Below are 20,939 nucleotides of genomic sequence, written 5' to 3' on the forward strand. Positions count from 1 at the left end.
CTCACCGGCCACGGTGGCGGCGGACCATCCCGGCGGCCAGCGGCGCGGCGTCCAGGTCGCCCGCGGCGAGCCGGGCTGCGAGGGTACGGCGGACCAGCCGGTCGGCCAGCGCGGGCGCGTGCCGGCCGACGGCCATCTCCAGCCGGCCGCGTCGGGTGGTCGCCACGTCCCGGGGCGCGCGTCGGGCGGTGGCGGCGCGCAGGATCGCCGCGACGACACCCGCGACGGGCTCGGGGCGGGACACTCCCCGCAGCGACAGGCCCGCCTCAGCGGTGCTGTCGTGGATCGGTGAGGCGACCATGCTGGGGTAGACGACGCTCACCCCGACGTGGGTGCCCACCTCGTGGCGCAGCGCGTCGGCGTACGCGACGAGAGCCCGTTTGCTGACCCCGTAGGCGGCGGCGAGAGGCAGCGGCAGCACCGCCATCCGGCTGGCCACGAAGATCACCCGTCCGCGCGTGTCGAGCAGGGCTGGCAGCGCGGCGGCGGTGGTGCGCCAGGCGGCCAGCAGGTTGACCTCCAGCTGCTGGCGGACCACCTCGTCCGGTGCCAGCTCCGCCGGGGCGGGACCGCCCACCCCGGCGTTGTTGATCAGCAGGTCGAGCCCTCCGAGCCGGGTGACCGCCTGTTGCACGGCGGCGGGGACGGCGGCCGGGTCGGTCAGGTCGCAGCCGAGCACCGGCAGGTCGTCGTCCTCGCGGGCGCGCAGGTCGAGCCCCACCACCCGGGCGCCGCCGGCGCGCAGCGCGACGCCGAGGTGCCGGCCGAAGGTGCCGCTCGCGCCGGTGACGAGGACCCGCCGGCCGGTCAGCTCCGTCACCGGCGTGCTCCGGTCTTCAGCTCCCGGGTCAACTCGGCCAGGTACACGTCGAAGTCCACCCGCATCGCCGGGCGGCGCTGACCCCAGCGGGCCGTCGCCGCCCGCAGCTCGGCCCGGCAGGCGGCCCGCTGCCGTTCGCCGTCGGGCAGGGCGTACCGGCCGGCGAGCTGCGCGGCGACCAACTTCGCCTGCGCCTCGACCAGCGGGAAGGCGGAGCCGGTGGACTGCATCAGCCCGACGAACATCAGGCCGGGGGCCTCGGGGTGGAACACGTGCCGGTACAACGCCAGGGTGTCGGCCCCGCCGCCCAGCAGCTCGGCCGGCAGGAACCCGATCTCCACCCGGTAGCCGGTGCACCACACGATCAGGTCGACCTGGTCGGCGCGGCCGTCGGTGAACTCGACCCGGTCGCCGTCGAGGGCGGCCACACCGGGGCGGGCCTCGACGTCCCCGTGGGCGAGCCGGGACAGCAGGCCGTCCGAGAGCGTCGGATGGTCCTGCAGGAAGCCGTGCGTCGGCGCGGGCAGCCCGTAGCGGGCGGGGTTGCCGACGGCGGCGGAGATCATGGTCTGGCTGATGCGCTGGCGCAGCCGCCACGGGAGCCGGCGCGCCAGCGCGCCGTTGAGGGTGTCCGAGGGGCGACCCAGCAGGTGCTTGGGCACCACCCAGACGCCCCGGCGCAGCGACAGCAGCGTCCGCTCGGCGGCGTGCGAGGCGTCCACCGCGATGTCCATCGCCGAGTTGCCGCCGCCGACGACCAGGACGCGCCGGCCCGCCAACTGCTCGGGGCCGCGGTAGTCGTGGCTGTGGATCTGCTGGGCGGTGCTGGTGCCGGGGTACGACGGCTCGGGCAGCCGGGGGACCCGGTTGTGGCCGTTGGCGACGACCACGGCCTCGACGGTGACCTCGACCGGCCCGTCCGGCCCGCTGGCCGTGACCGTCCACGTGCCGTCCGGTCGGCGCACGACCCGCTCGACGGTGTGCCGCAGGCGGATGGCGTCGCGCAGCCCGAACCGGTCGGCGTAGTCGGCCAGGTAGCCGGCGACCCGCGTGTGGTCCGGGTAGTCGGGCCAGTCGGCGGGCATCGGGTGGTCGGCGAACTCGGTACGGCCACGGCTGGTGTTCAGGTGCAGCGTGCGGTACGCGGGTGAGTCGGGCGCCCCGTACACCCAGAGGCCGCCGACCTGGTCGGTGGCCTCGAAGCAGACCACGGCGACGGCGGCGTCGCGCAGCGCCTTGACGGTGGCGAGTCCGGCCGCGCCGGCGCCGATCACCGCAACCCTGGGTTCTGCCCGCATCGTCGCTCCCCCGCATTATCCAACGTCCGATGGATAATCGTCGGGCGGCGACGGCCCGTCAACCCGTCGGCCCGTACAACGCGGTGAGCAAGCGGTGCACGAACGCCCGGAACTCGCGGCGTTCCCGGGCCGCCGGCACGCCCGCGGCCAACGCCACGACGTGTCCGTGCGTGGCCCAGACCAGGCTGCGTACGGTGATGTGCGGGGTCGGCTCGGCCAGCGCGCCGGCCGCCGCGGCGGCGGTCAGCAGCTCCGCCACCAGCCGGTAGAGCGGTTCGGCGTAGCGCTGGTCCAGCTCGGCGTGCCGCTGCGGCTCCAACCAGCGTCGCAGCCACAGCGCGGTGGTCTCCGGGTGGTCCTGCAGGAAGTCCACGAACACGTCGACCAGGTCGTGCAACGCCCGCCGCGCCGCGTCCGGGCCCGTGTCCAGGGCCGCGCGGGCGCGCTCGGCGGCCTCGGTGAGGACCTGCCGCTCGACGTCGAACACCCGCGCGAAACACGCCTCGTAGAGCGCCGCCTTCGTACCCGTGTGGTGGGCGACCGTGGCGACGTCGACCCCGGCGGCGGCCGCGACCTCCCGCAGCCCGACGGCGTCGAAGCCACGCTCGGCGAACAGCGCGGTCGCGGCGGTGAGCACCACCTCGCGGGTGGGTCGGGCCTGCTCGCGCCGAGGTCGACCCGGACGGCGTCGGGGCATGGTCATGACCGCCATTCTGCCCCTAGAATCCAGCAACCGTTGGATTGCGGAGAGGATGCGGCGATGACCGGGCTCGACCGGCGGCCCGCGGCCGCCACCGACGCGACGCTGCCCCGCGGCCCCCTCGCCGGGTTCGCCGCCGGCTCCCTCGGCATGGGCATCTGGGTGACCGTTCCCGGCCTGCTGCTGCTCTACTTCCTCACCGACGTGCTGGCCGTCGGGCCGTGGCTGGCCGGTCTGGCGCTGCTGCTGCCGAAGATCGCCGACGTGCTGCTGCACCCGTGGGTCGGGCACCGCGCCGACGTCGAACAGGCCCGCCGGGGCGACCGGCGACGGCTGCTGCTGCTCGGCTGCGCCCTGCCGGTCGCGTTCGCCGCGCTGTTCGCGGTGCCCGGCGGCCTGACCGGCACGCCGGCCGCCGCCTGGGTGGCCGTGTTCTTCGTCGCCGGCAACCTGCTCTTCGCCGCCTACCAGGTCCCCTACCTGGCCACCCCCGCCGACCTGCGCATCGGCTACGACGAACGCACCCGGCTGATGGCGTTCCGGATGGTCGTGCTGACCCTCGGCATTCTCGCCTCCGGCCTGCTGGCCCCGCTGCTGACCGACGCCGACGCCGCGACCCGGGGCGGCTACCAGCGGATGGGCCTGGTCCTCGCCGCCGGGATGCTGGTGGCCATGCTGGTCGGCGTGGTCGGCATCGCCCGGCTGCGCGGCGTCGCGTCGGACCGCGCCAGGCCGGGCCATGGCGGGTGGCGGGCGCTGCGGACCGCTCTGCGCGATCGGCAGTTCCGCCCGCTGGTCGCCGCCTACCTGGCCATGTCCACCACCACCCACCTGGTCCTGGCCGGGGTGCCCTACTACGCGGAGTACGAGCTACGCGCCCCCGCCCTGACCACGGTGCTGGTGGCCGCGTTCGTCGCCCCGGCGCTGCTGGTCACCCCCGCCTGGCTGGTGCTGGCCCGCCGGATCGGCAAGCAGCGGGCCCTGCTCGGCGCGCAGGGCGCGTTCGCGGCCGGGTCGCTGGTGCTGGCGGTGGGCAGACCGGCCGGCCTGCCGGTGCTCGTCGGCGCGGTGGCGGTGCTCGGGGTGGCGTTCGCCGGCATGCAACTGTTGCCGTTCGCGATGCTGCCCGACGTGATCCGGGCCGCCGACACCACCACCGGCGCCGGCACCTACACCGGGGTGTGGACGGCCACCGAGGCCACCGGCGCGGCCCTGGGCCCCTACGCGTACGCCCTCTGCCTGGCGGCCGGTGGTTTCGTGGCGTCGACCGCCGGTGAGTCACCGGCCCAGCCGGACGCGGCGCTCGCGGCGGTCCGCTACGGCTTCGGCCTGCTGCCGGCGGCGGCGATGCTCGCCGCGCTGCTGCTGCAGCGCCGCTACACCCTGGACGCGACGGCCCGGGCGACGACCTGAGCGGCCGCACTAGACTTCGCCCTTGATGGACGCCCCGCTCACCCCCACCGAGACCCGCCCGTGCGCCCACTGTGGAGCGCCGGTGGCGCAGCGTGTCGGCGCGGGCCGGCCGTTCCGCTACTGCCGCGACAACGACGGCGCGTGCCAACGCGCCTCGCGCAACAGCCGGATGCGCCACCGCAACGCCCCCGGCCTGCCCGGGCAGGTGGCCCGCACCTGGGAGGCGGTGGACCGCCTCGACCAGATCGTCGAGACGTTGACCGAGGCGCTGCACGCCGAACTGTCCCCGGTGGGTGTGCAGCGGCAGCTCGCGCAGGCCCGGGCGGAGGCCGCCACCGAGGTCGCGGCCGCGCAGACCGAACGCGACGAGGCCCGCGACGACGCCGAGACCGCGTCGGCCGACGCGGCGCGCGCCCGCGAGCAGGCCCGCACGGCCCGCGCCGAGGCCGACGACGCCACCCGACGTGCCGAGGCCGCCGTACAGCGTGCCGACGCGGCCGACGAGCGCGCCCACCGGGCCGAGGCCGCCCGGGACCAGGCCCGCCACGACGTCAGCGCCGCCGAGGCGCTGCGCGCGCAGGCCGAACACGACCGCGACCAGGCCCGCGCCGAGGTCCGTGACCTGCGGGCCGAGCGCGACACCGAACGGCAGCGCGCGGCCGACCTGACCGTCGAGCGGGACGCGGCGCGCGCCGACGCCGAACGGGCCACCCGGGACGCCGCCGACGCGGGCGAGCGGGCCGCGCGGTGGCAGGCCGAGGCGCAGGACGTACGCCGTCAGATCGACCAGGCCCGCGCCGACGCCGCACGCACCCGGACCGAGGCCGCGGACGCCGCCCGGGCCCGGGAGCAGGCCGAACGGGCCCGTGATCGCGCCCAGGCCGTCGCCGCCGAGGCCGACGGCGCCCGGCAGGAGTCCGCCGAGCTGGTCGCCCGGCTCCGCGCGGAGCTGACCGCCGTGACCGAGCAACGCGCAACGCTCACCGCCGAGCTGACCGCCGCCCGGCAGGCCGCGGCCGCCGCCGAGGGTCGGCTCACGGCCCTGACGGTACGGCTCGACGCCGCCGAGGCCGACCGGGACGTGGCCCACCGGCGGGTGGCGCAGCTCGGTGACCAGGTCAGCGACCTGGCGCTGGCGCTGGCCCGCCTCGGCGCGGCCGCACCCGCCGCGGCGGGCGCTTCCGACCCGGGTGCGACGTCGCCGCAACCTTGACCACGTTCGGGCGGTTAGGGCGTGTGTCATAGTCCTCGCACGCCCTAACATCCCCGGTGGCGGTCACGACACGCCACCGCCGTGGCGTCCCGGTCGAGGCCGGCTACCCTTGGTTCCGGCCCGCCCGTGGACGCCTCACGCCCTCGGGCGGGAATGGGGCGACGGGAACGCGCCGTTACACCCAGAAGACCAGCACCACGAACGAGGGGAAGTCGATCATGGGCGAGCGTATGCTGCGCGGAAGCCGGCTGGGCGCGGTCAGCTACGAATCCGACCGCAACACGGAGCTCGCGCCGCGTCAGACCCGCGAGTACCTCTGCGCCAAGGGCCACCAGTTCGAGGTGCCGTTCGCCGTCGACGCCGAGGTCCCGACGACCTGGGAGTGCAAGTTCGACGGCAGCGTCGCCCGACTCGTCGACGGCAGCGAGCCGGAGCAGAAGAAGGCCAAGCCGCCGCGTACCCACTGGGACATGCTGCTGGAGCGGCGTTCGATCGCCGAGCTTGAGGACATCCTCGCCGAGCGGCTCCAGGAGGTCCGTACCCGCCGCGGCCGCGCCTGAGCCGCACCCGCACGACACGGCGCCCCCGGGGTTTCCCGGGGGCGCCGTCGTGTGGGTGGGTTCAGTTTCGGCCCGGCTCGACGATCTCACCCTCGATGGCACGGCCACCGTCGACGACCACCGGCTGCTCCGGCTGCGGACGTGGCGGCGGCTGAGGCGCGCCCTGACGCACCCGGACCGTACGCGGCCCGAACAGGTCACCGGCGACCATCGACGACACCCGCCGTTCGGCGGCGCGTTGCACCCCGACGCGGGCCAACCGGCGTACCGGCGGCACCATCAGCAGCAACCCGACCAGGCCGCTGACCAGTCCGGGTATGGCCAGCAGCAGGGCGCCGGCCAACCCGACGAGCCCGTCGGTCACCTGCCGTCCCGGCGGCTGCCCGGCCTGCGCGGCGGTGCGGAACCCCCGCCAGGCGCGCATTCCCTCGCGGCGCAGCAGCACCAGCCCCAGCAGGGACGCGGCGAACACCAGCAGCACCGCCGCGCCGAACCCGACCGCCCTGCCCACGACGACGAACACCGCCAGCTCCAGCACCACCGTCAGCAGCAGGGCCAGCGGCACGAACCTCAGTCCTCGGCGCATCTCACCTCATCGCCATCCCGCGGCACGACACGAACCGCTCATCCAGCATGACACGGCCGCGCTCACGGCCACCGCACCTGACCGGTGGGGGTGCCGTTCAGGCTGCGGCGTACGGCCTGCCGCCGGTCCTGCACACCCCACGCGGTGATCCGCCACAACGCCTCGGCGACGATGCGCGGACTCATCTTGCTGTCGCCGCGTTCCCGTTCGGCGAACGTGATCGGCACCTCCACGATCCGCACCCCCGCCCGGTGCGCCAGCCGCGACAGCTCCACCTGGAACGAGTACCCCTGCGAGGTCACCGACGCCAGGTCGATGGCGTCCAGGGCGCTGGTCCGGTACACCCGGTAGCCGCCGGTGGCGTCCGAGACGGGCATGCCCAGCGCGAGACGCGCGTACAGGTTGCCGCCGCGCGAGAGCAGCAGCCGCCGCAGCGGCCAGTTCACCACCCGCGCCCCGCTGGTCCACCGCGACCCGATCACCACGTCGGCGTCCCGGGCGGCCTCCAGCAGCGCCGGCAGGTCCTCCGGGGCGTGGGAGCCGTCGGCGTCCATCTCCACCACCGCGTGGTAGCCGCGCTCGCGCGCCCACCCGAACCCGGCCAGGTACGCGGCGCCGAGCCCCTCCTTGCCCCGGCGGTGCAACACCTGCACGTGCGGGTCGCCGTCGGCGAGGGCGTCGGCGATCGCGCCGGTGCCGTCGGGGCTGTTGTCGTCGGCGATGAGGATGCTCACGCTGGGGGCGGCCCGGCGGACCCGCCCCACGATCGCCGCCACGTTGTCGGCCTCGTTGTAGGTGGGGATGACCACGAGGACCCGACCCACGCCGGGCACCTCGTCGGGACGCCGGATCGTATCGGTCGCCTGGACCACGGTTCCTCCGCTCCCGCCGGCGTACCGGCTGCTGCTATCCGGGCACGACCCGCTGGCGGCGCCGCAGCACACCCGCGCCGACCAGGGCGGCCACCACCAGAGCGGCCAGGGCCAGTTCCGGCCACCAGCCGAGGCGGGTGGCGAGGGTGAGCCCGCTGCCGAGCCGTAGCTGCCGCACCACGACCTCCCGGGTGTTGAACCCGGTGGCATCGCTTACCCGCCCGTCGGGGGCGACGAACCCGGACACGCCGACCGTGGAGGCCATCAGCGCCGGGCGGCCGTGCTCGACGGCCCGCAGCCGCACCATGGCCAACTGTTGGCGGGCCTCCGCCTCGTTGAAGGTGGCGTTGTTGGTCTGCACCACCAGCAGTTGCGCGCCGCCGGTGACCGTGTCGCGGACCACCTCGTCGTAGGCGACCTCGAAGCAGATCACGTCGCCGAGGGTCGCCGGGCCGGCGCGTACCACGCCCGGGGTGCTGCCGGGTACGAAGTCGGTGCGGATCAGGTCGACCTTGTCACTGACCATGCGCGCGATGTCCCGCAACGGCACGTACTCGGCGAACGGCACGGGATGCCGTTTGGTGTAGAGCTGCGTCATGTCGGCCCCGGTGCCGGGTCGCCACAGGATGCCCGCGTTGCGGACCTGCCCGGCGCCGGGCCCGAGCAGCACCGCGCCGACCAGGATGGGCGCGCGGATCGCGTCGGCGGCCTGGGCGATGCGGGCCCCGGCGGTGGGGTTGCGCAGCGGGTCGATGTCGCTGGAGTTCTCCGGCCACACCACCAGGTCGGGCCGTTGCGCGGTGCCGGCGACGACCCGGGCGGCCAGCTCGATGGTGGCGTCGACGTGGTTGTTGAGCACGGCCTGGCGCTGGGCGTTGAAGTCCAGCCCGAGGCGCGGCACGTTGCCCTGCACGATGGCGACGGTCACCGTCTTGCCGCCGCCCTCGGCGGCGACGGGCACCAGCAGGCTCACCGCGCCCACCGCCACGGCGACGGCGGCGGGTACGACCGCCGCCAGCCACCATTCGGGCCGGGCGTCGCGGCGGGCCGCCCAGCCCCGCCAGACGGCGGCGACGAGCAGGCCGCCGGTGAGGGCCACGGCGAAGGTGACCAGCGGAGCGCCGCCGAGGGCGGCCAGGCGCAGCAGCGGCGAGTCGTCCTGGCTGAACGCGAGACGACCCCACGGGAAACCGCCGAACGGGGTACGGTCGCGCACCGCCTCCTGCCCCACCCACAGCAGCCCGGTCAGCGCCGGCCACTGCCAGGGGCCCCGGTCGGCCAAGGGGGACACCCAGGCGGTGGCGGCGCCGAGCAGCGCCAGGTAGCCGGCCTGCAGCAGCGACAGCAGCACCCACGGCAGGTAGCCGGTGTGCAGGTTCGTCCAGGCCAGCATGGGCGCGAACAGCGCCACCCCGGTGAGGAAACCCAGGCCGGCGCCGGCGCGCAACCGCCGTCGGTGGGCGGCGGCGGCCAGCAGGGCCACCCCGACGGGCGCGAGCGGCCACACCCCGTACGGCGGGAACGCCAGCAGCAGGGCCACCCCGGCGACCACGGCCATCGGCGCGGCCACGCGCAGCGGCAGCGGCCGACCCGCGGCGACCGGCGCACTGGTCACCGTGGGGACGTGACTCTCGTCCCGGTCCAGCGTCGTCACCGCTGCTTCACCTCGATCACCCGCCGAAGGCTACCCGGCCGCCATCCGCGCCTGACCCCTGCTCCGCGATCTTGCACTTGCCGCTGCGACACAAGGGGCATTCCCGCCCATCTCGACCACAGAAACCGCAAGATCGGCGCGGAGGTTGGAGGCGACGTCGGGGGCGCATGAAATCGGGGCGCGGCTTGCGCCGCGCCCCGATGCTCCCAGGCCCTTCCCGGCCGGTGGGGCGAGGATGGGGCACGCCGACCTTCGGACCGACCAGGCGGTTGACTGGCTGCCCCCGCCGGGCCGTTGTCTACTGGCCGTGCACCTCACCCTGCCCGTACACCGGTAACCGCGGCCGGTTCGCGCCGCCCCGCCGACCCCCGCCCGCTGGACCTGGCCGCCGCGACGATGACGCTGAAAACATGTCGCTCGGCCAGCGGACGAAGGGACGAAGCGAACAACAGCCGCTTCCCGTGGTAGGACTCAAAGACGGTACGTGCTGCACCCCGCCTCCTGTCAACCCACCCCGGCCTGTCGTGTGTTGCGCCACGGCGTGTCGGATCGGTGTGTCTCACTGCGGGCACAGATGGTGGCGCAACAGCGCCCGCGCCGCCGCCCGATGCTCCTCGGCGAGCAGCCCACCGGCGGCCAGCACGTAGTCGACGTCCACCACCGCGCGGGCGGCGCGCGGCACCGCCCACCCACCCGCGTGGTCGGCCAAAACCGACGCCAACACCCGCCCCGACGCGTCGGCCGGCGCGTGCCGCAGCACCCCGCCGGAGCCCACCAGCAGCCGCACGTCCCGCAGGTCCCGCCCGGCCCGCTCGCCGGTGGCGACACCACGGGCGTGCCGGCGCAGCGCCACCGTCGCCGCCAGGGTGGCGATCCGCGCGTCCACGGCCCGCTCGGCATCGTCGGCGGCCAGGAACGCCGGGTCGGCCGCCCGCCGGTCGGCGGCGGCGGTGAGGTCGTCGGCGTCGGAGAGCAGCCGCTCCTCGACGGCGGCACGCACCACGCCCGGGGCGCTCCACCGCATGCCGAGATCGCCCTCGACGGTGCGGGCACGCCACAGACTGCCGGCGACCTCGCGGCCCGGGCCGGTGGCCCGCTCGTCGGGGGTGAGCACCGAGTACACGTCGGTGGTGGCCCCACCCACGTCGACGACGGCCAGGTCGCCACCGATGGTGTCGGCCAGCACCTCCACCCCGGTCAGGACCGCGTCGGGCGTGGCCGCCCGCACCAGCCGCGCGAAACGGGTGCCCCGGGACAGTCGTTTACCACCGATGACGTGTCGCAGGAACACCGCCCGGATCGCCGCCCGCGCCGACGCCGGCTCCAGGACCCCGATGCGCGGCAGCACGTTGTCCGCGCCGCTCACCGGCACCCCGGCATCCCCCAACAGCGCGGTCAGCTCGGCGCGGACATCGGCGTTGCCGGCCAGCACGACAGGCGTGCGCCAGCGGGCGCGGGCCAGCCGGGTCGCGTTGTGGCGGATCGAGTCGGCGTCGCCGCCGTCGGTGCCACCCACCAGCAGCACCACGTCCGGCCGGGCCGCCCGCAGCGCGGCCAGGGCCGCCGCGTCGAGCCGCCCGGCGGCGGTGTGCACCACGTGCGCGCCGGCCGACAACCCGACCCGCCGGCCCGCCTGCGCGGTGACGAGGGCCTCGTAGCCGATGACAGCCAGCCGCAGCCCACCGCCGGCGGACGAGCAGACGTACCACGGCACGTCGCGCAGCCCGAGCCCGGCGGTGGCCGCCGTGACCGCGGCGTCCAGGCCGCGCAGCACGTCGCTGCCCACCGTGGTGGGCGCGGCCGCCGCGCCGACGAGGACACCGGCGGCCAGGTCCACCACGGCCGCCTTGGTGTACGTCGAGCCGACGTCCGCGCAGACCGCGAAGGTCACGCGGGTACGACCACGGTGCCGGTCGCGGTCACCGCCACGATCGGCGGGTCGAGGACCTCGGCGGCGGACTCGGAGCGGTCCGGCCGGCCCCGGCACACCACCACGCAGCTCAACTCCAGGGTGCGGCTGCGGGAGCCCACCCGCGACACCTGCGCCGTCACCTCGACCACGTCACCGGCCCGGATGGGCGCGGCGAACCGCACGTCGGAGTACCCGGCGAACAGGCCCTCGTCGCCGTCGGTGCGGATGCACACCTCCGTGGCGACGTCACCGAACAGCCCCAGGGCGTACGCCCCGTCGACGAGGTTGCCGGCGTAGTGGGCGTGCGCGTACGGCACGTACCGCCGGTGCGTCACCGTCAACCCGAGTCGCGCGTCGTCGGTCATGCGTTCGCCTTCCGTTGCGTGATCAGGGCGTGCACCAGGTAGCTGGCCACCTCGCCGGGCGTGGTGCCCCGGCCGAAGATCCGGTCGACGCCCAACTCGTCGGTCATCGTCTCGTCGAAGCGGGGACCGCCCACGATCAGCAGCGGCCGCTTGCCCGCCGGCATGGCCTCCCGGAACGCCGCCGACATCTCCCGCGTGTTGTGCAGGTGCGCGTCGCGTTGCGTGACGACCTGCGACACGAGCACCGCGTCGGCCTTCTCCGCCCGCGCGGCCTCCACCAACTCCGGGACGCTGACCTGCGCGCCCAGGTTGGTGACCTTCAGCTCCCGGTAGTACTCCAGGCCCTTCTCCCCCGCGATGCCCTTGACGTTGAGGATCGCGTCGATGCCCACGGTGTGCGCGTCGGTGCCGATGCACGCGCCGACCACGGACAGCTTGCGCCGCAGCCGCTGCTTGATCACCGTGTTGACGTCCTTGGCCGACAGCAGCGCGAAGTCCCGCTCCACGACCTGCACGGCGGCCAGGTCGACGAGGTGGTTGACCCGCCCGTACACGACGAAGAACGTGAACCCGTCCCCCATCGGTTTGGCGTGCACCACCATCGCCGGGTCGATGCCCATCTTGTTGGCCAACTGCACCGCCGCGCCCTCGGCCCGCTTGTCGTGCGGCACGGGCAGGGTGAACGACACCTGCACCATCCCGTCGCCGGTGGTGTCCCCGTACGGCCGAACGATCGCCTTACTCACGACCCGCCTCCAGGATCTCCGTGGCCGGGTTGTAGTAGTCGCCCTCGTGCGCGGCGACCCCGTCGAGGCCCTTGCCCCGGTCCGCGGGCCGCTTCATGATCCCGAAGGTGCCCTCGGCGATCGCGGTGAGCAGCGTCTGCTCCCCGATGCGCTCCAGCAGGTCCAGGGCCTCACCGAGCACCTGGTTGGCGCGACGACGGATGAACCCGCCCGCCGCCGGAACGAAGTCCTCGTGCAGCCCGCCGGCCGCGCCGAGGACGTACCGCACGTTCTGCAGGGCGATGTCCCGGTCGGACAGCCACGGCGTCACCACCGCCTCGGTCATCATCCCCACCAGCAGGATGCCCTGACCGGTCAGCGTCCCCGCCAGGTTGAAGAACCCGTCGAGCAGGTTGCCCCGGAACACGTCACCGGTCATGTGTTTCGTCGGCGGCATCCACTTCAGCGGCGCATCGGGGAACAACTCCCGCGCCAGCAGGGCGTGCGCCAACTCCAACCGGAACGACTCCGGCACCTCCGGGTTGATCTCGAAGGCGTGCCCCAGGCCCAACTGCCAGTCCGCCAGCCCCGCCTCGTGGGCGAAGAACTCGTTGAGCAACTGCGACACCGTCACCGTGTGCGCCTCGTCGACGGCGTCGGCGGTGGTCAGGTAGTTGTCCTCACCGGTGTTGATGATGATCCCCGCCCGGGCGTGGACCTGCCGCGAGAACCGCTGGTCGACGAACGTGCGCACCGGGTTGATGTCGCGGAACAGGATCCCGTACATCGAGTCGTTGAGCATCATGTCGAGGCGTTCCAGGCCGGCCAGGGTCGCCATCTCCGGCATGCACAGACCCGACGCGTAGTTCGTCAGCCGCACGTACCGGCCCAACTCCTTCGACGACGCGTCCAACGCCGCCCGCATCAGCCGGAAGTTCTCCTGCGTGGCGTACGTGCCGGCGAACCCCTCACGCGTCGCGCCCTCGGGCACGTAGTCGAGCAACGATTGACCCGTGGACCGGATCACCGCGATGACGTCCGCGCCCGCCCGCGCCGCCGCCTGCGCCTGCGGGATGTCCTCGTAGATGTCCCCGGTCGCCACGATCAGGTAGATCCACGGCCGCTGCGCCGGGTCACCGTGCCGCTTGACGAGCCGGTCCCGCTCGACCCGCCGCCGGTCGATCCGCCGGATCCCCGCGCCGACCGCCCGGCGGGCCGCCGACCGGGCCGCCGTGGCCGCCCGACCCGACGGCACGCCGAACCGCACTGACCCGGCGGCGGCCTTCTGGGCCAGCAACGTCACGTCGGTGCTGCCCTCACGCACCAGCGCGTCGAACACCGGCGCCGCCACCCCGTGCCCCAGGCCGACGTCCGCGACGACCGCGTCGACGAGCCGGTTCACCCACGGAATGCCGTCCGGGTCGGCGCCCGTGACCCCGGCGAGGCGCAGCACCGCCCGCTCCACCGACACCGTCGTGTGGCTGCGCGCCAGGTCGACCACCGGCTGCCCGGCCCGCCGCGCCAACTCCCGCGCCCGCGCCACCAACACCGGATCAAGATCAAGCTTCCCGGTCACGCCACACCGCTCATCTGCTCGCTCACGACGACCCTTCCTCATAGATGACCTCGCCGCGCAGCACCAGCCGCCGGCACACCGGCAGCGGCGTCGGGTCGTCCGGACCGCGCAGGTCCGGATCCTCGGCCAGCAGCACCGGCAGGCCCCGCTCGACACCGGCCGGCGTCGACCACACCGCGAACGTCGCCGGGGCGCCCAACGCCAGCACACCCTCGACGTCCAAGTGCACCGCCCGCCACCCACCGCGCGTGTGCGCCGCGAACGCCGCCCGCACACTCATCCGCTGCGCCGGGTTGTGATGCGCCGCCGCAGCCCGCACCGACCCCCACGGGTCCAGCGGCGTCACCGGCGAATCCGACCCGAACGCCAACGCCACCCCCACCGAGTGCATCGCACCCATCGGGTTCGACTCCAACGACCGGGCCAGGCCCAGGCGCGCCTCGTACATCCGACCCGCACCACCCCACAACCGGTCGAACGCCGGCTGCACGCTCGCCACGATCCCGTACTCCACGAACCGCGCGATCATCCGCCGACTCATGATCTCGGCGTGCTCGATGCGGTGCCGGGCCGCCCGCAGCCGCTCCACGCCCAGCGTCGCCGCCGCCGCCGCGAACCCGTCCAGCACCGTGCCGATCGCCGCGTCACCGATCGCGTGGAATCCGCCCTGCAGACCGTGCGCCGCGCAGTCCACCAGGTGATCACGCACCTGCTCGACCGTCAGGTAGCCGTGCCCACACCCGTCACCGTCGCCGTACGGCTGCGACACGTGCGCCGTACGCGACCCCAACGCCCCGTCGGCGAACAGATCCCCACCGGCGCCCACCGCGCCCAACTCCCGCGCCCGCGCCGCGCCACCCAACTCACCCCAGTACCCGTACACCTCCGGCACCCCCGCGCCCGAGATGCCCAGCAGCCCCGTGAAGTCCTCCTCGTCGGAGATCTCCGGACCGCCGCACTCGTGCACCGCGGCGATACCCAGCGACGCCGCGTGCCCGAGCGCCACCCGCTGCGCCGCCACCCGCTGCGCCCGCGTCACCGACCCCTGCGCCGCCGCCCGCACCACGTGGTGCGCGTCGCGACGCAGCCAACCCGACGGGTCGTAACCGGCCGCGTCCACCACCTGCGGGCACGCCGCCAGCAACGCCGACGACACCAACGCCGAATGGATCGACGCCTGCGACAGGTACACCCGCCGGCCACCGGCGGCCCGATCCAACGCCGCCGCGTCCGGCAACGTCGCGTCCGACCAACCCGACTCGTCCCAGCCGTGCCCCAGCACCACCGCGTCCCCCGGCAGACCCGCCGCGAAGGCCGCCACCGCGTCCAGCAACTGCCCCGCCGAACGCACGCCAGACAACTCCAGCCCGGACAACGCCAACCCGGTGTCCGTGGCGTGCACGTGCGCGTCCACGAACGCCGGCGTCACCAGCGCCCCGCCCAGGTCCACCACCCGGTCCGCCGGCGGCGCGTCACCGTCCGTGCCCAACCAGGTGATCCGCCCACCGGACACCAGCAGCGCGGTCGCGCTCGGATCCGCCGGACAGTGCAACACGCCGCCGCGGTACAACGTCGAGGGGTTCGTCATGACCTCAGTCTGCCGCGATCCGCGCCGCGAAAAGCTGGCGCACCCCCGGCTCGGCACGCAGCAACCCCAACGCCAACTCCGCGTGCCCCGGCACGTACCCGTTGCCCACCAGCATCGTCACGTCCGCCGCCAGCCCCTCCGCGCCCAACGCCGCCGCCGAGAAGCTCGTCGCCATCGAGAAGAAGATCACCGTGCCGCCGTCCGCGGTCGCCAGAACCGCCCCGTGCTCACAACCCGGCACGTCCACGCAGACCACCGTCACGTCCGCCGGCGTACCCAACGCCGTGGTCACCGCCGTGGACAGACCCACCGGATCCCGCGCGTCGGCCACCGCCACCACCGACGCCAGCCCGGCCGCCGTCAGCGCGTCGCGCTCCGCCGCCACCGGAACCACCCCGACGGTACGGGCGGCGCCCGCACGCCGCGCCGCGGCCAGCGACAGCGACCCGCTCTTGCCCGCCCCACCGATCACGGCCACGCTCACCGGCGTCGGATCGCCGGCACGCCGCCGGTCCTCGACGAGACGCGACACCACCCGCGCCGTCAGCGCCGGCGCCCCGCACACGTCCAGCACGGCGAGGGACAACTGCGGATCCTCGTCCTCCGGCAGCACCGCCGCGATCGACCGGGCGAACAGGATCGCCCACCCGTCACACGGCACCTGCTCGCTACGACCGTCCCAGCGGGCCAACCCGTCGGTGATCACCAGCGGCGTCAGCGTCAACGACACCAGCGAGGCGACCCGCTCGCCGGGCTTGAGTCCCAGCGGGGAACGCCGACCGGCCTCCTCGACGACGCCGATCAACATCCCACCCGAGCCGGTCACCGGGTTCTGCATCTTGCCCCGCGTGGAGATGATCTCCAGCACCTCGGCGCGTACCGCGTCACCGTTCCCGCCGTGCTTCTCCGACAACTGGCGGAAGCTCGCCGCGTCCAGGTTCAGACGCCGCACCCGGATCCGCACCTCGTTCGGCGCGATCTCCCTCGACGCGTCCAGGCGCCACGCCGCCTGCGGCAGCACCCCCGCCGGTTGCACGACGCGGTGCAGTCCCACCGGTGACGTCACGCCAACCTCCCCTGCGCAGCCGCTCGAAGCCCCGGCCAGGGCTCGCGTAACGGGAAAACTTACGGCAGACTAATTTCTTTGCCGAATATTTTCCAGTAGCCTTCGAGCTTCGATGATCCACCGCACCACCGAGGAGGGGCCGTGACCCAGACCATCCCCCAACCCCGTCACGCCCCGGTCGCCACACCGACCGCCGGGCAGCCGTACGAATACCACCGCCGCCCCCTGGTCGAACCCGACTGGACCCGCCTCCCCGGCTGGCGACACGTCACCCGCGACCAGTGGGAAAGCGCCCAGTGGCAACGCGTCAACTGCGTCAAGAACATCAAGCAGCTGCGCGCCGTCCTCGGCGACACCGTCGACGAGACCTTCTACGCCGACCTCGAGGCCGACCAGAAGGCCCTGGCCACCATGTCCATGCTGGTGCCCCCGCAGATGATCAACACGATGGTGCCGTTCGCGGCGATGAGCACCGAAGCGCTGCTCGCCGACCCGATCCGCCGCTACATGATCCCGGTCGCCTCGGACCGACGCACCGACTGGCCCTCACACCCCTACGCCAGCCGCGACAGCCTCCACGAGCACGACATGTGGGTCGCCGAAGGCCTCACCCACCGCTACCCCACCAAGGTCCTCGCCGAACTGCTCTCCACCTGCCCGCAGTACTGCGGGCACTGCACCCGCATGGACCTCGTCGGCAACTCCACCCCTGCCGTCGAGAAACTCAAGCTCACCCTCAAGCCCGTCGACCGCTACGACGCCCACATCGCCTACCTCAAGAACCACCCCGGCGTACGCGACGTCGTCGTCTCCGGCGGCGACGTCGCCAACGTCCCCTGGCGCAATCTCGAGTCGTACCTCATGCGGCTGCTCGACATCGAAACCGTCCGCGACATCCGACTCGCCACCAAGGCCCTCATGGGCCTCCCCCAACACTGGCTCCAACCCGACGTCGTCGAAGGCCTCGAACGGGTCGCCCGCACCGCCGCCCGCCGCGGCGTCAACCTCGCCATCCACACCCACGTCAACCACGCCCAGTCGCTGACCCCACTGGTCGCCAAGGCCGCCCAGACCGCGCTCGACGTCGGCGTACGCGACGTCCGCAACCAGGGCGTCCTCATGCGCGGCGTCAACGCCACGAACGCCGACCTGCTCGACCTCTGCTTCGCCCTGCAGGGCGAAGCGGGCATCCTGCCGTACTACTTCTACATGTGCGACATGATCCCCAACGCCGAGCACTGGCGGGTCCCGGTCTGGCACGCCCAGCAGCTCCAGCACGACATCATGGGCTACCTGCCCGGCTACGCCACCCCGCGGATCGTCTGCGACGTCCCCTTCGTCGGCAAGCGCTGGGTCCACATGCTCACCGACTACGACCGTGAGCGCGGCATCTCCTACTGGACCAAGAACTACCGCACCTCCATCGAGTCCGCCGACCTGGAGGCGCTCAACAAGCGCTACGCCTACTACGACCCGATCGACACCCTGCCCGCCGACGGCCAGCAGTGGTGGGCCGACCACCGCGACGACTGACGTACCCGAGGTGCTGGCCGCCCACTCAACCGGCGGCCAGCACCTCCGACAACGGCGCCGGCGTCAACCCACGCTCGCGTAACCCGGCCAGGATGTGCGGCAAGGCCTCATCGGTCATCGCCGCGTTCGCCTCGGTCACGTGCATGATCACCACCGAGCCGGGCCGGACGTGGTCCAGGACGGCCCGCACCAGCGGCTTCCACGCCTTCGCGAACGGATCGCCGCTCACCACGTCACCGTCCACCACCGTCACGCCCAACGGCGCGAGGGCGTCCAACGCCGCCGCGTCGTGGCACAACCCCGGGAAGCGGAAGTACCGCGTCTGCCGTCCCCCGTACGGCGCGGTCACCTCGAACGTCTTCGCCACGTCGGCGGCCAGCTCGTCGACCGGCAGCCGAGGCAGGTCGTAACAGTCCGCCGTGAACGCCGCGTGCCCGTAGGTGTGGTTCGCCAACTCGAAGCGCGGATTGCCGGCGATCCGCCGGGTCACCTCCGGGTACCGCTGCACCCACTTGCCGGTCAGGAAGAACGTCGCCGGCACCTGCTCGCGCTCCAGCAGGTCGAGGATCCGCAGGTTCGCGTACGACCGCACCTTGCCACTGCGCAGATTGGCCAGCATCCCGTCGGTCATGTCCGCGTCGAACGTCAGCGCGACCCGGGTGCCAACCCGTGGCCCATGGTCGACCACCGGCGCCCTGGCCCCCACCCTCGACGCCCCCGGGACGCTCGCCACGCCCGGCGTCGGAGTAGCTGTCGATGCGGCGCTGCTGGCCAAGGGCGCGGCCGCCGACACCGAGGGCGCGGCGGAGGATCCAACGAACGTCGGCCGCTCCGGCGGCGGCACCCGAGAAGCCGCGCACCCGCCCACGCCAAGCGAAACCACCACAACCAGCACCCCACACCGGAACGAGCGCAGCCGTGGTCCCCTCACGCGCCGCATCATCCCAGAAGCGGGTACGCCCCGCCGCCCCCGCCCACCTCACGCCGATCTTGCACTTTCGGTCGCCGAAATAAGCGAGATGCGCCTTACGCCACCACAGGAAGTGCAAGATCGCCGCAAGCGGGAGCCCTGGGCCTCCTAGCAGGCGTCGATCATGGACTTGTGGTGCCTGATTCACGGTCTCGCGAGTGTTTCGTCCCCACCACAACTCCATGATCGACGGGGTAGAGGGGGCCTGGGAGGGGGCGTGGGGGTTACGGGGTTGGGGTGCGGGGGGCGTACATGATGATGGCTACGCCTAGTAGGCACAGGGCTGCGCCGGTCAGGTCCCAGCGGTCTGGACGGAATCGGTCGACCACCATCGCCCAGCCCAGCGAGCCGGCCACGAACACGCCGCCGTACGCGGCCAGGATGCGACCGAAGTTCGGATCCGGCTGGAACGTGGCCACGAAGCCGTAGCAGCCGAGGGCGACCACACCGGCGGCGATCCACCACAGGCCGCGCTGCTCACGCCAACCCTGCCAGACGAGCCAGGCACCGCCGATCTCGGCGAGGGCAGCCAACGCGAACAACACCAGCGAACGAAGCACGGTCACGCCGCCGACCCTAACGGCTCGCACGCGTGGGGTCCCCGAACAGCATCTGTTCGGGGACCCCACGACGCTCAGGTCACTTGTTGAAGGCGTCCTTCACGTTGCGACCCGCGTCCTTCACGTTCTGACCGGCCTGCTTGGCGCGCGCGTCACTCTGCTCACTGGCGCCCTCGCCACGCATCCGCTCGTTGTTGGTCATGTCGCCGACCCGCTCCTTCGCGGCGCCGGCCATCTGCTCAGCCTTGTTCTTTGCCTTCTCGGTGAAGCTCATCGCGCCTCCTCGGTCTGGCGGTTGTCGCCGTTCGCTTGCCCGCTCTCCGGGTGCTGAAACCGGTGGTGCCGGTCGGCACACCCAGTAAGGCATCCTAGGAAGATAGGTTGAGGGAGGGCAGCCCGGGCCACGCCGCCACGGTGGTTAACTGGCCGCATGGGAGAGCTCCTGCTGATCCGGCACGGCGAGACCACCTGGAGCGCCAGCCTGCGGCACACCTCGTACACCGACCTGGAGCTGACCCCCGACGGCGAGCGACAGGCCCGCACCCTCGCGGCGTTCCTCGCCGGCCGGCGCTTCGCCACCGTCCTGGCCAGTCCCCGCTCCCGGGCGCTACGCACCGCGCAGCTCGCCGGGCTCACCGTCGACGCCGTCGACGAGGACCTCAGCGAGTGGAACTACGGCGAGTACGAGGGCCGCACCACTGTCGACATCCACGACGACGACCCGCACTGGAACATCTGGACCGACGGCTGCCCCGGCGGGGAGTCACCCGCCCAGGTGGGCGAGCGTCTCGACCGCGTGCTGGCCCGCGTCACCCCGCTGCTCGACCGGGGCACCGTGGCCCTGGTCGGCCACGCGCACAGCCTGCGGGTGCTCGGCGCCCGCTGGATCGGGCTACCGCCGTCCGCCGGCGGACGACTGCGCCTGGACACCGCGACGGTGAGCGCCCTCGGTCACGAGCACGGCCGGCAGGTCATCCTGCGGTGGAACCAGCCGGCTCCTCCGGCGCCCGGGACCGCGACCGACCAGGCGCCCCGGCACTGATCTTCGGCGGACGGTTCTCGTACGGCGTGGACAGCACCACCGTCGTCCGGGTCGTCACGTTCGCCGAGGTGCGGATCTCCTGCAACACCCGCTCCAGGTCCGTCGGGCTGGCCACCCGCACCAACAGCAGGTAGAAGTCCTCCCCCGCGACCGAGTAGCACGAGTCGATCTCGGGTAGGTGGGCGAGCCGCTCCGGCGCGTCGTCCGGCTGCGACGGATCGAACGGTCGGATGGCCACGAACGCGGTCAGCGGCAGGTCCAGCGCCTCGAAGGAGACCCGGGCCGCGTACCCCTTGACGACGCCGCGTTGCTCCAGCCGCCGTACGCGCTGGTGCACGGCGGACACCGACAGTCCCACCCGCTCGGCCAGGTCGGTGTACGACAGGCGGCCGTCAGCGGTCAGGGCGGCGACGATGGCGCGGTCGATCTCCTCCACGGCGAGCAACCTACCGGGAAATCGGCGCGACGGCGACGAGGAACCCCGCC

Annotated in this window: 21 protein-coding genes; 5 read left to right on the forward strand and 16 right to left on the reverse strand. The window is 73.5% G+C overall.

Going from position 1 to position 20,939, the window contains the following annotated elements; all coding sequences use genetic code 11:
- Position 1 precedes the first annotated feature (1 nt).
- The 3 genes from ABZ272_RS18305 to ABZ272_RS18315 are packed head-to-tail and all read right to left on the reverse strand — an operon-like array spanning position 2 to position 2,821.
- Entirely contained in the window at positions 2 to 820 is an 819-nt protein-coding gene (locus ABZ272_RS18305; RefSeq protein WP_355051116.1) for an SDR family oxidoreductase, read from the reverse strand.
- The gene (locus ABZ272_RS18310; protein ID WP_355051117.1) at positions 817 to 2,118 is read right to left on the reverse strand and encodes an NAD(P)-binding domain-containing protein; all 1,302 of its coding nucleotides are present in this window, start codon (positions 2,116 to 2,118) and stop codon (positions 817 to 819) included. Before ABZ272_RS18310 ends, ABZ272_RS18305 begins: the two co-directional genes overlap by 4 nt.
- Before the next feature lie 58 nt (positions 2,119 to 2,176).
- Complete coding sequence (locus ABZ272_RS18315; RefSeq protein WP_355051118.1) at positions 2,177 to 2,821, reverse strand: TetR/AcrR family transcriptional regulator; 645 nt, start codon at positions 2,819 to 2,821, stop codon at positions 2,177 to 2,179.
- Positions 2,822 to 2,878: 57 nt separating this feature from the next.
- Here ABZ272_RS18315 and ABZ272_RS18320 point away from each other — a divergent pair, with 57 nt between their 5' ends.
- From ABZ272_RS18320 to ABZ272_RS18330, 3 genes are all read left to right on the forward strand, one after another.
- Positions 2,879 to 4,231, forward strand: a complete 1,353-nt coding sequence (locus ABZ272_RS18320) for an MFS transporter (protein WP_355051119.1) — start codon at positions 2,879 to 2,881, stop codon at positions 4,229 to 4,231.
- 25 nt (positions 4,232 to 4,256) lie between these two features.
- Positions 4,257 to 5,444, forward strand: a complete 1,188-nt coding sequence (locus ABZ272_RS18325; RefSeq protein ID WP_355051120.1) for a hypothetical protein — start codon at positions 4,257 to 4,259, stop codon at positions 5,442 to 5,444.
- Positions 5,445 to 5,662: 218 nt separating this feature from the next.
- On the forward strand, positions 5,663 to 6,004 hold the full coding sequence (locus ABZ272_RS18330) for an RNA polymerase-binding protein RbpA (RefSeq protein ID WP_046564157.1): 342 nt from the start codon (positions 5,663 to 5,665) through the stop codon (positions 6,002 to 6,004).
- Positions 6,005 to 6,065: 61 nt separating this feature from the next.
- Here ABZ272_RS18330 and ABZ272_RS18335 read toward each other — a convergent pair whose 3' ends face one another.
- The 9 genes from ABZ272_RS18335 to ABZ272_RS18375 form a co-directional block, all read right to left on the reverse strand.
- On the reverse strand, positions 6,066 to 6,590 hold the full coding sequence (locus ABZ272_RS18335; protein WP_355051121.1) for an FxsA family protein: 525 nt from the start codon (positions 6,588 to 6,590) through the stop codon (positions 6,066 to 6,068).
- Positions 6,591 to 6,652: 62 nt separating this feature from the next.
- On the reverse strand, positions 6,653 to 7,441 hold the full coding sequence (locus ABZ272_RS18340; RefSeq protein WP_355051261.1) for a polyprenol monophosphomannose synthase: 789 nt from the start codon (positions 7,439 to 7,441) through the stop codon (positions 6,653 to 6,655).
- A 55-nt stretch (positions 7,442 to 7,496) separates the two neighbouring features.
- Positions 7,497 to 9,020 carry an apolipoprotein N-acyltransferase gene (gene lnt, locus ABZ272_RS18345; RefSeq protein WP_355051262.1) on the reverse strand — a complete coding sequence of 508 codons (1,524 nt, stop codon included), beginning with the start codon at positions 9,018 to 9,020 and terminating at the stop codon, positions 7,497 to 7,499.
- A gap of 655 nt (positions 9,021 to 9,675) precedes the next feature.
- On the reverse strand, positions 9,676 to 11,007 hold the full coding sequence (locus tag ABZ272_RS18350; protein WP_355051122.1) for a glutamate mutase L: 1,332 nt from the start codon (positions 11,005 to 11,007) through the stop codon (positions 9,676 to 9,678).
- Positions 11,004 to 11,393, reverse strand: a complete 390-nt coding sequence (locus tag ABZ272_RS18355) for a hotdog domain-containing protein (protein WP_355051123.1) — start codon at positions 11,391 to 11,393, stop codon at positions 11,004 to 11,006. The genes ABZ272_RS18350 and ABZ272_RS18355 overlap by 4 nt, the downstream gene beginning before the upstream one ends.
- Complete coding sequence (locus ABZ272_RS18360) at positions 11,390 to 12,139, reverse strand: OAM dimerization domain-containing protein (RefSeq protein WP_355051124.1); 750 nt, start codon at positions 12,137 to 12,139, stop codon at positions 11,390 to 11,392. Before ABZ272_RS18360 ends, ABZ272_RS18355 begins: the two co-directional genes overlap by 4 nt.
- A complete protein-coding gene (locus tag ABZ272_RS18365) occupies positions 12,132 to 13,694 on the reverse strand; it encodes a lysine 5,6-aminomutase subunit alpha (RefSeq protein WP_355051125.1) in 1,563 nt (520 codons plus the stop codon). The genes ABZ272_RS18360 and ABZ272_RS18365 overlap by 8 nt, the downstream gene beginning before the upstream one ends.
- A 22-nt stretch (positions 13,695 to 13,716) precedes the next feature.
- Complete coding sequence (locus ABZ272_RS18370) at positions 13,717 to 15,282, reverse strand: amidohydrolase (protein WP_355051126.1); 1,566 nt, start codon at positions 15,280 to 15,282, stop codon at positions 13,717 to 13,719.
- 4 nt (positions 15,283 to 15,286) lie between these two features.
- Positions 15,287 to 16,336 carry a zinc-binding alcohol dehydrogenase gene (locus ABZ272_RS18375; RefSeq protein WP_355051263.1) on the reverse strand — a complete coding sequence of 350 codons (1,050 nt, stop codon included), beginning with the start codon at positions 16,334 to 16,336 and terminating at the stop codon, positions 15,287 to 15,289.
- 153 nt (positions 16,337 to 16,489) lie between these two features.
- Between ABZ272_RS18375 and ABZ272_RS18380 the strand changes: the two genes are divergently transcribed.
- On the forward strand, positions 16,490 to 17,881 hold the full coding sequence (locus tag ABZ272_RS18380; RefSeq protein WP_355051127.1) for a lysine 2,3-aminomutase: 1,392 nt from the start codon (positions 16,490 to 16,492) through the stop codon (positions 17,879 to 17,881).
- Positions 17,882 to 17,906: 25 nt separating this feature from the next.
- On the opposite strand, the gene ABZ272_RS18385 is transcribed toward ABZ272_RS18380, so the two are convergent.
- The 3 genes from ABZ272_RS18385 to ABZ272_RS18395 form a co-directional block, all read right to left on the reverse strand.
- Complete coding sequence (locus tag ABZ272_RS18385; RefSeq protein ID WP_355051128.1) at positions 17,907 to 18,587, reverse strand: polysaccharide deacetylase family protein; 681 nt, start codon at positions 18,585 to 18,587, stop codon at positions 17,907 to 17,909.
- A gap of 488 nt (positions 18,588 to 19,075) precedes the next feature.
- Complete coding sequence (locus tag ABZ272_RS18390) at positions 19,076 to 19,417, reverse strand: YnfA family protein (protein WP_355051129.1); 342 nt, start codon at positions 19,415 to 19,417, stop codon at positions 19,076 to 19,078.
- 73 nt (positions 19,418 to 19,490) lie between these two features.
- Complete coding sequence (locus ABZ272_RS18395; RefSeq protein WP_355051130.1) at positions 19,491 to 19,685, reverse strand: CsbD family protein; 195 nt, start codon at positions 19,683 to 19,685, stop codon at positions 19,491 to 19,493.
- A 156-nt stretch (positions 19,686 to 19,841) separates the two neighbouring features.
- Between ABZ272_RS18395 and ABZ272_RS18400 the strand changes: the two genes are divergently transcribed.
- Positions 19,842 to 20,453: a histidine phosphatase family protein gene (locus tag ABZ272_RS18400; RefSeq protein WP_355051131.1), complete on the forward strand. Its 612-nt coding sequence runs from the start codon at positions 19,842 to 19,844 to the stop codon at positions 20,451 to 20,453.
- On the opposite strand, the gene ABZ272_RS18405 is transcribed toward ABZ272_RS18400, so the two are convergent.
- Positions 20,383 to 20,889 carry an Lrp/AsnC family transcriptional regulator gene (locus tag ABZ272_RS18405; protein WP_355051132.1) on the reverse strand — a complete coding sequence of 169 codons (507 nt, stop codon included), beginning with the start codon at positions 20,887 to 20,889 and terminating at the stop codon, positions 20,383 to 20,385. The genes ABZ272_RS18400 and ABZ272_RS18405 overlap by 71 nt on opposite strands.
- Positions 20,890 to 20,939: the final 50 nt, after the last annotated feature.

Origin of the sequence: Micromonospora sp. NPDC005979 (genome assembly GCF_040614415.1) — a bacterium.
Classification (GTDB): Bacteria; Actinomycetota; Actinomycetes; order Mycobacteriales; family Micromonosporaceae; genus Micromonospora.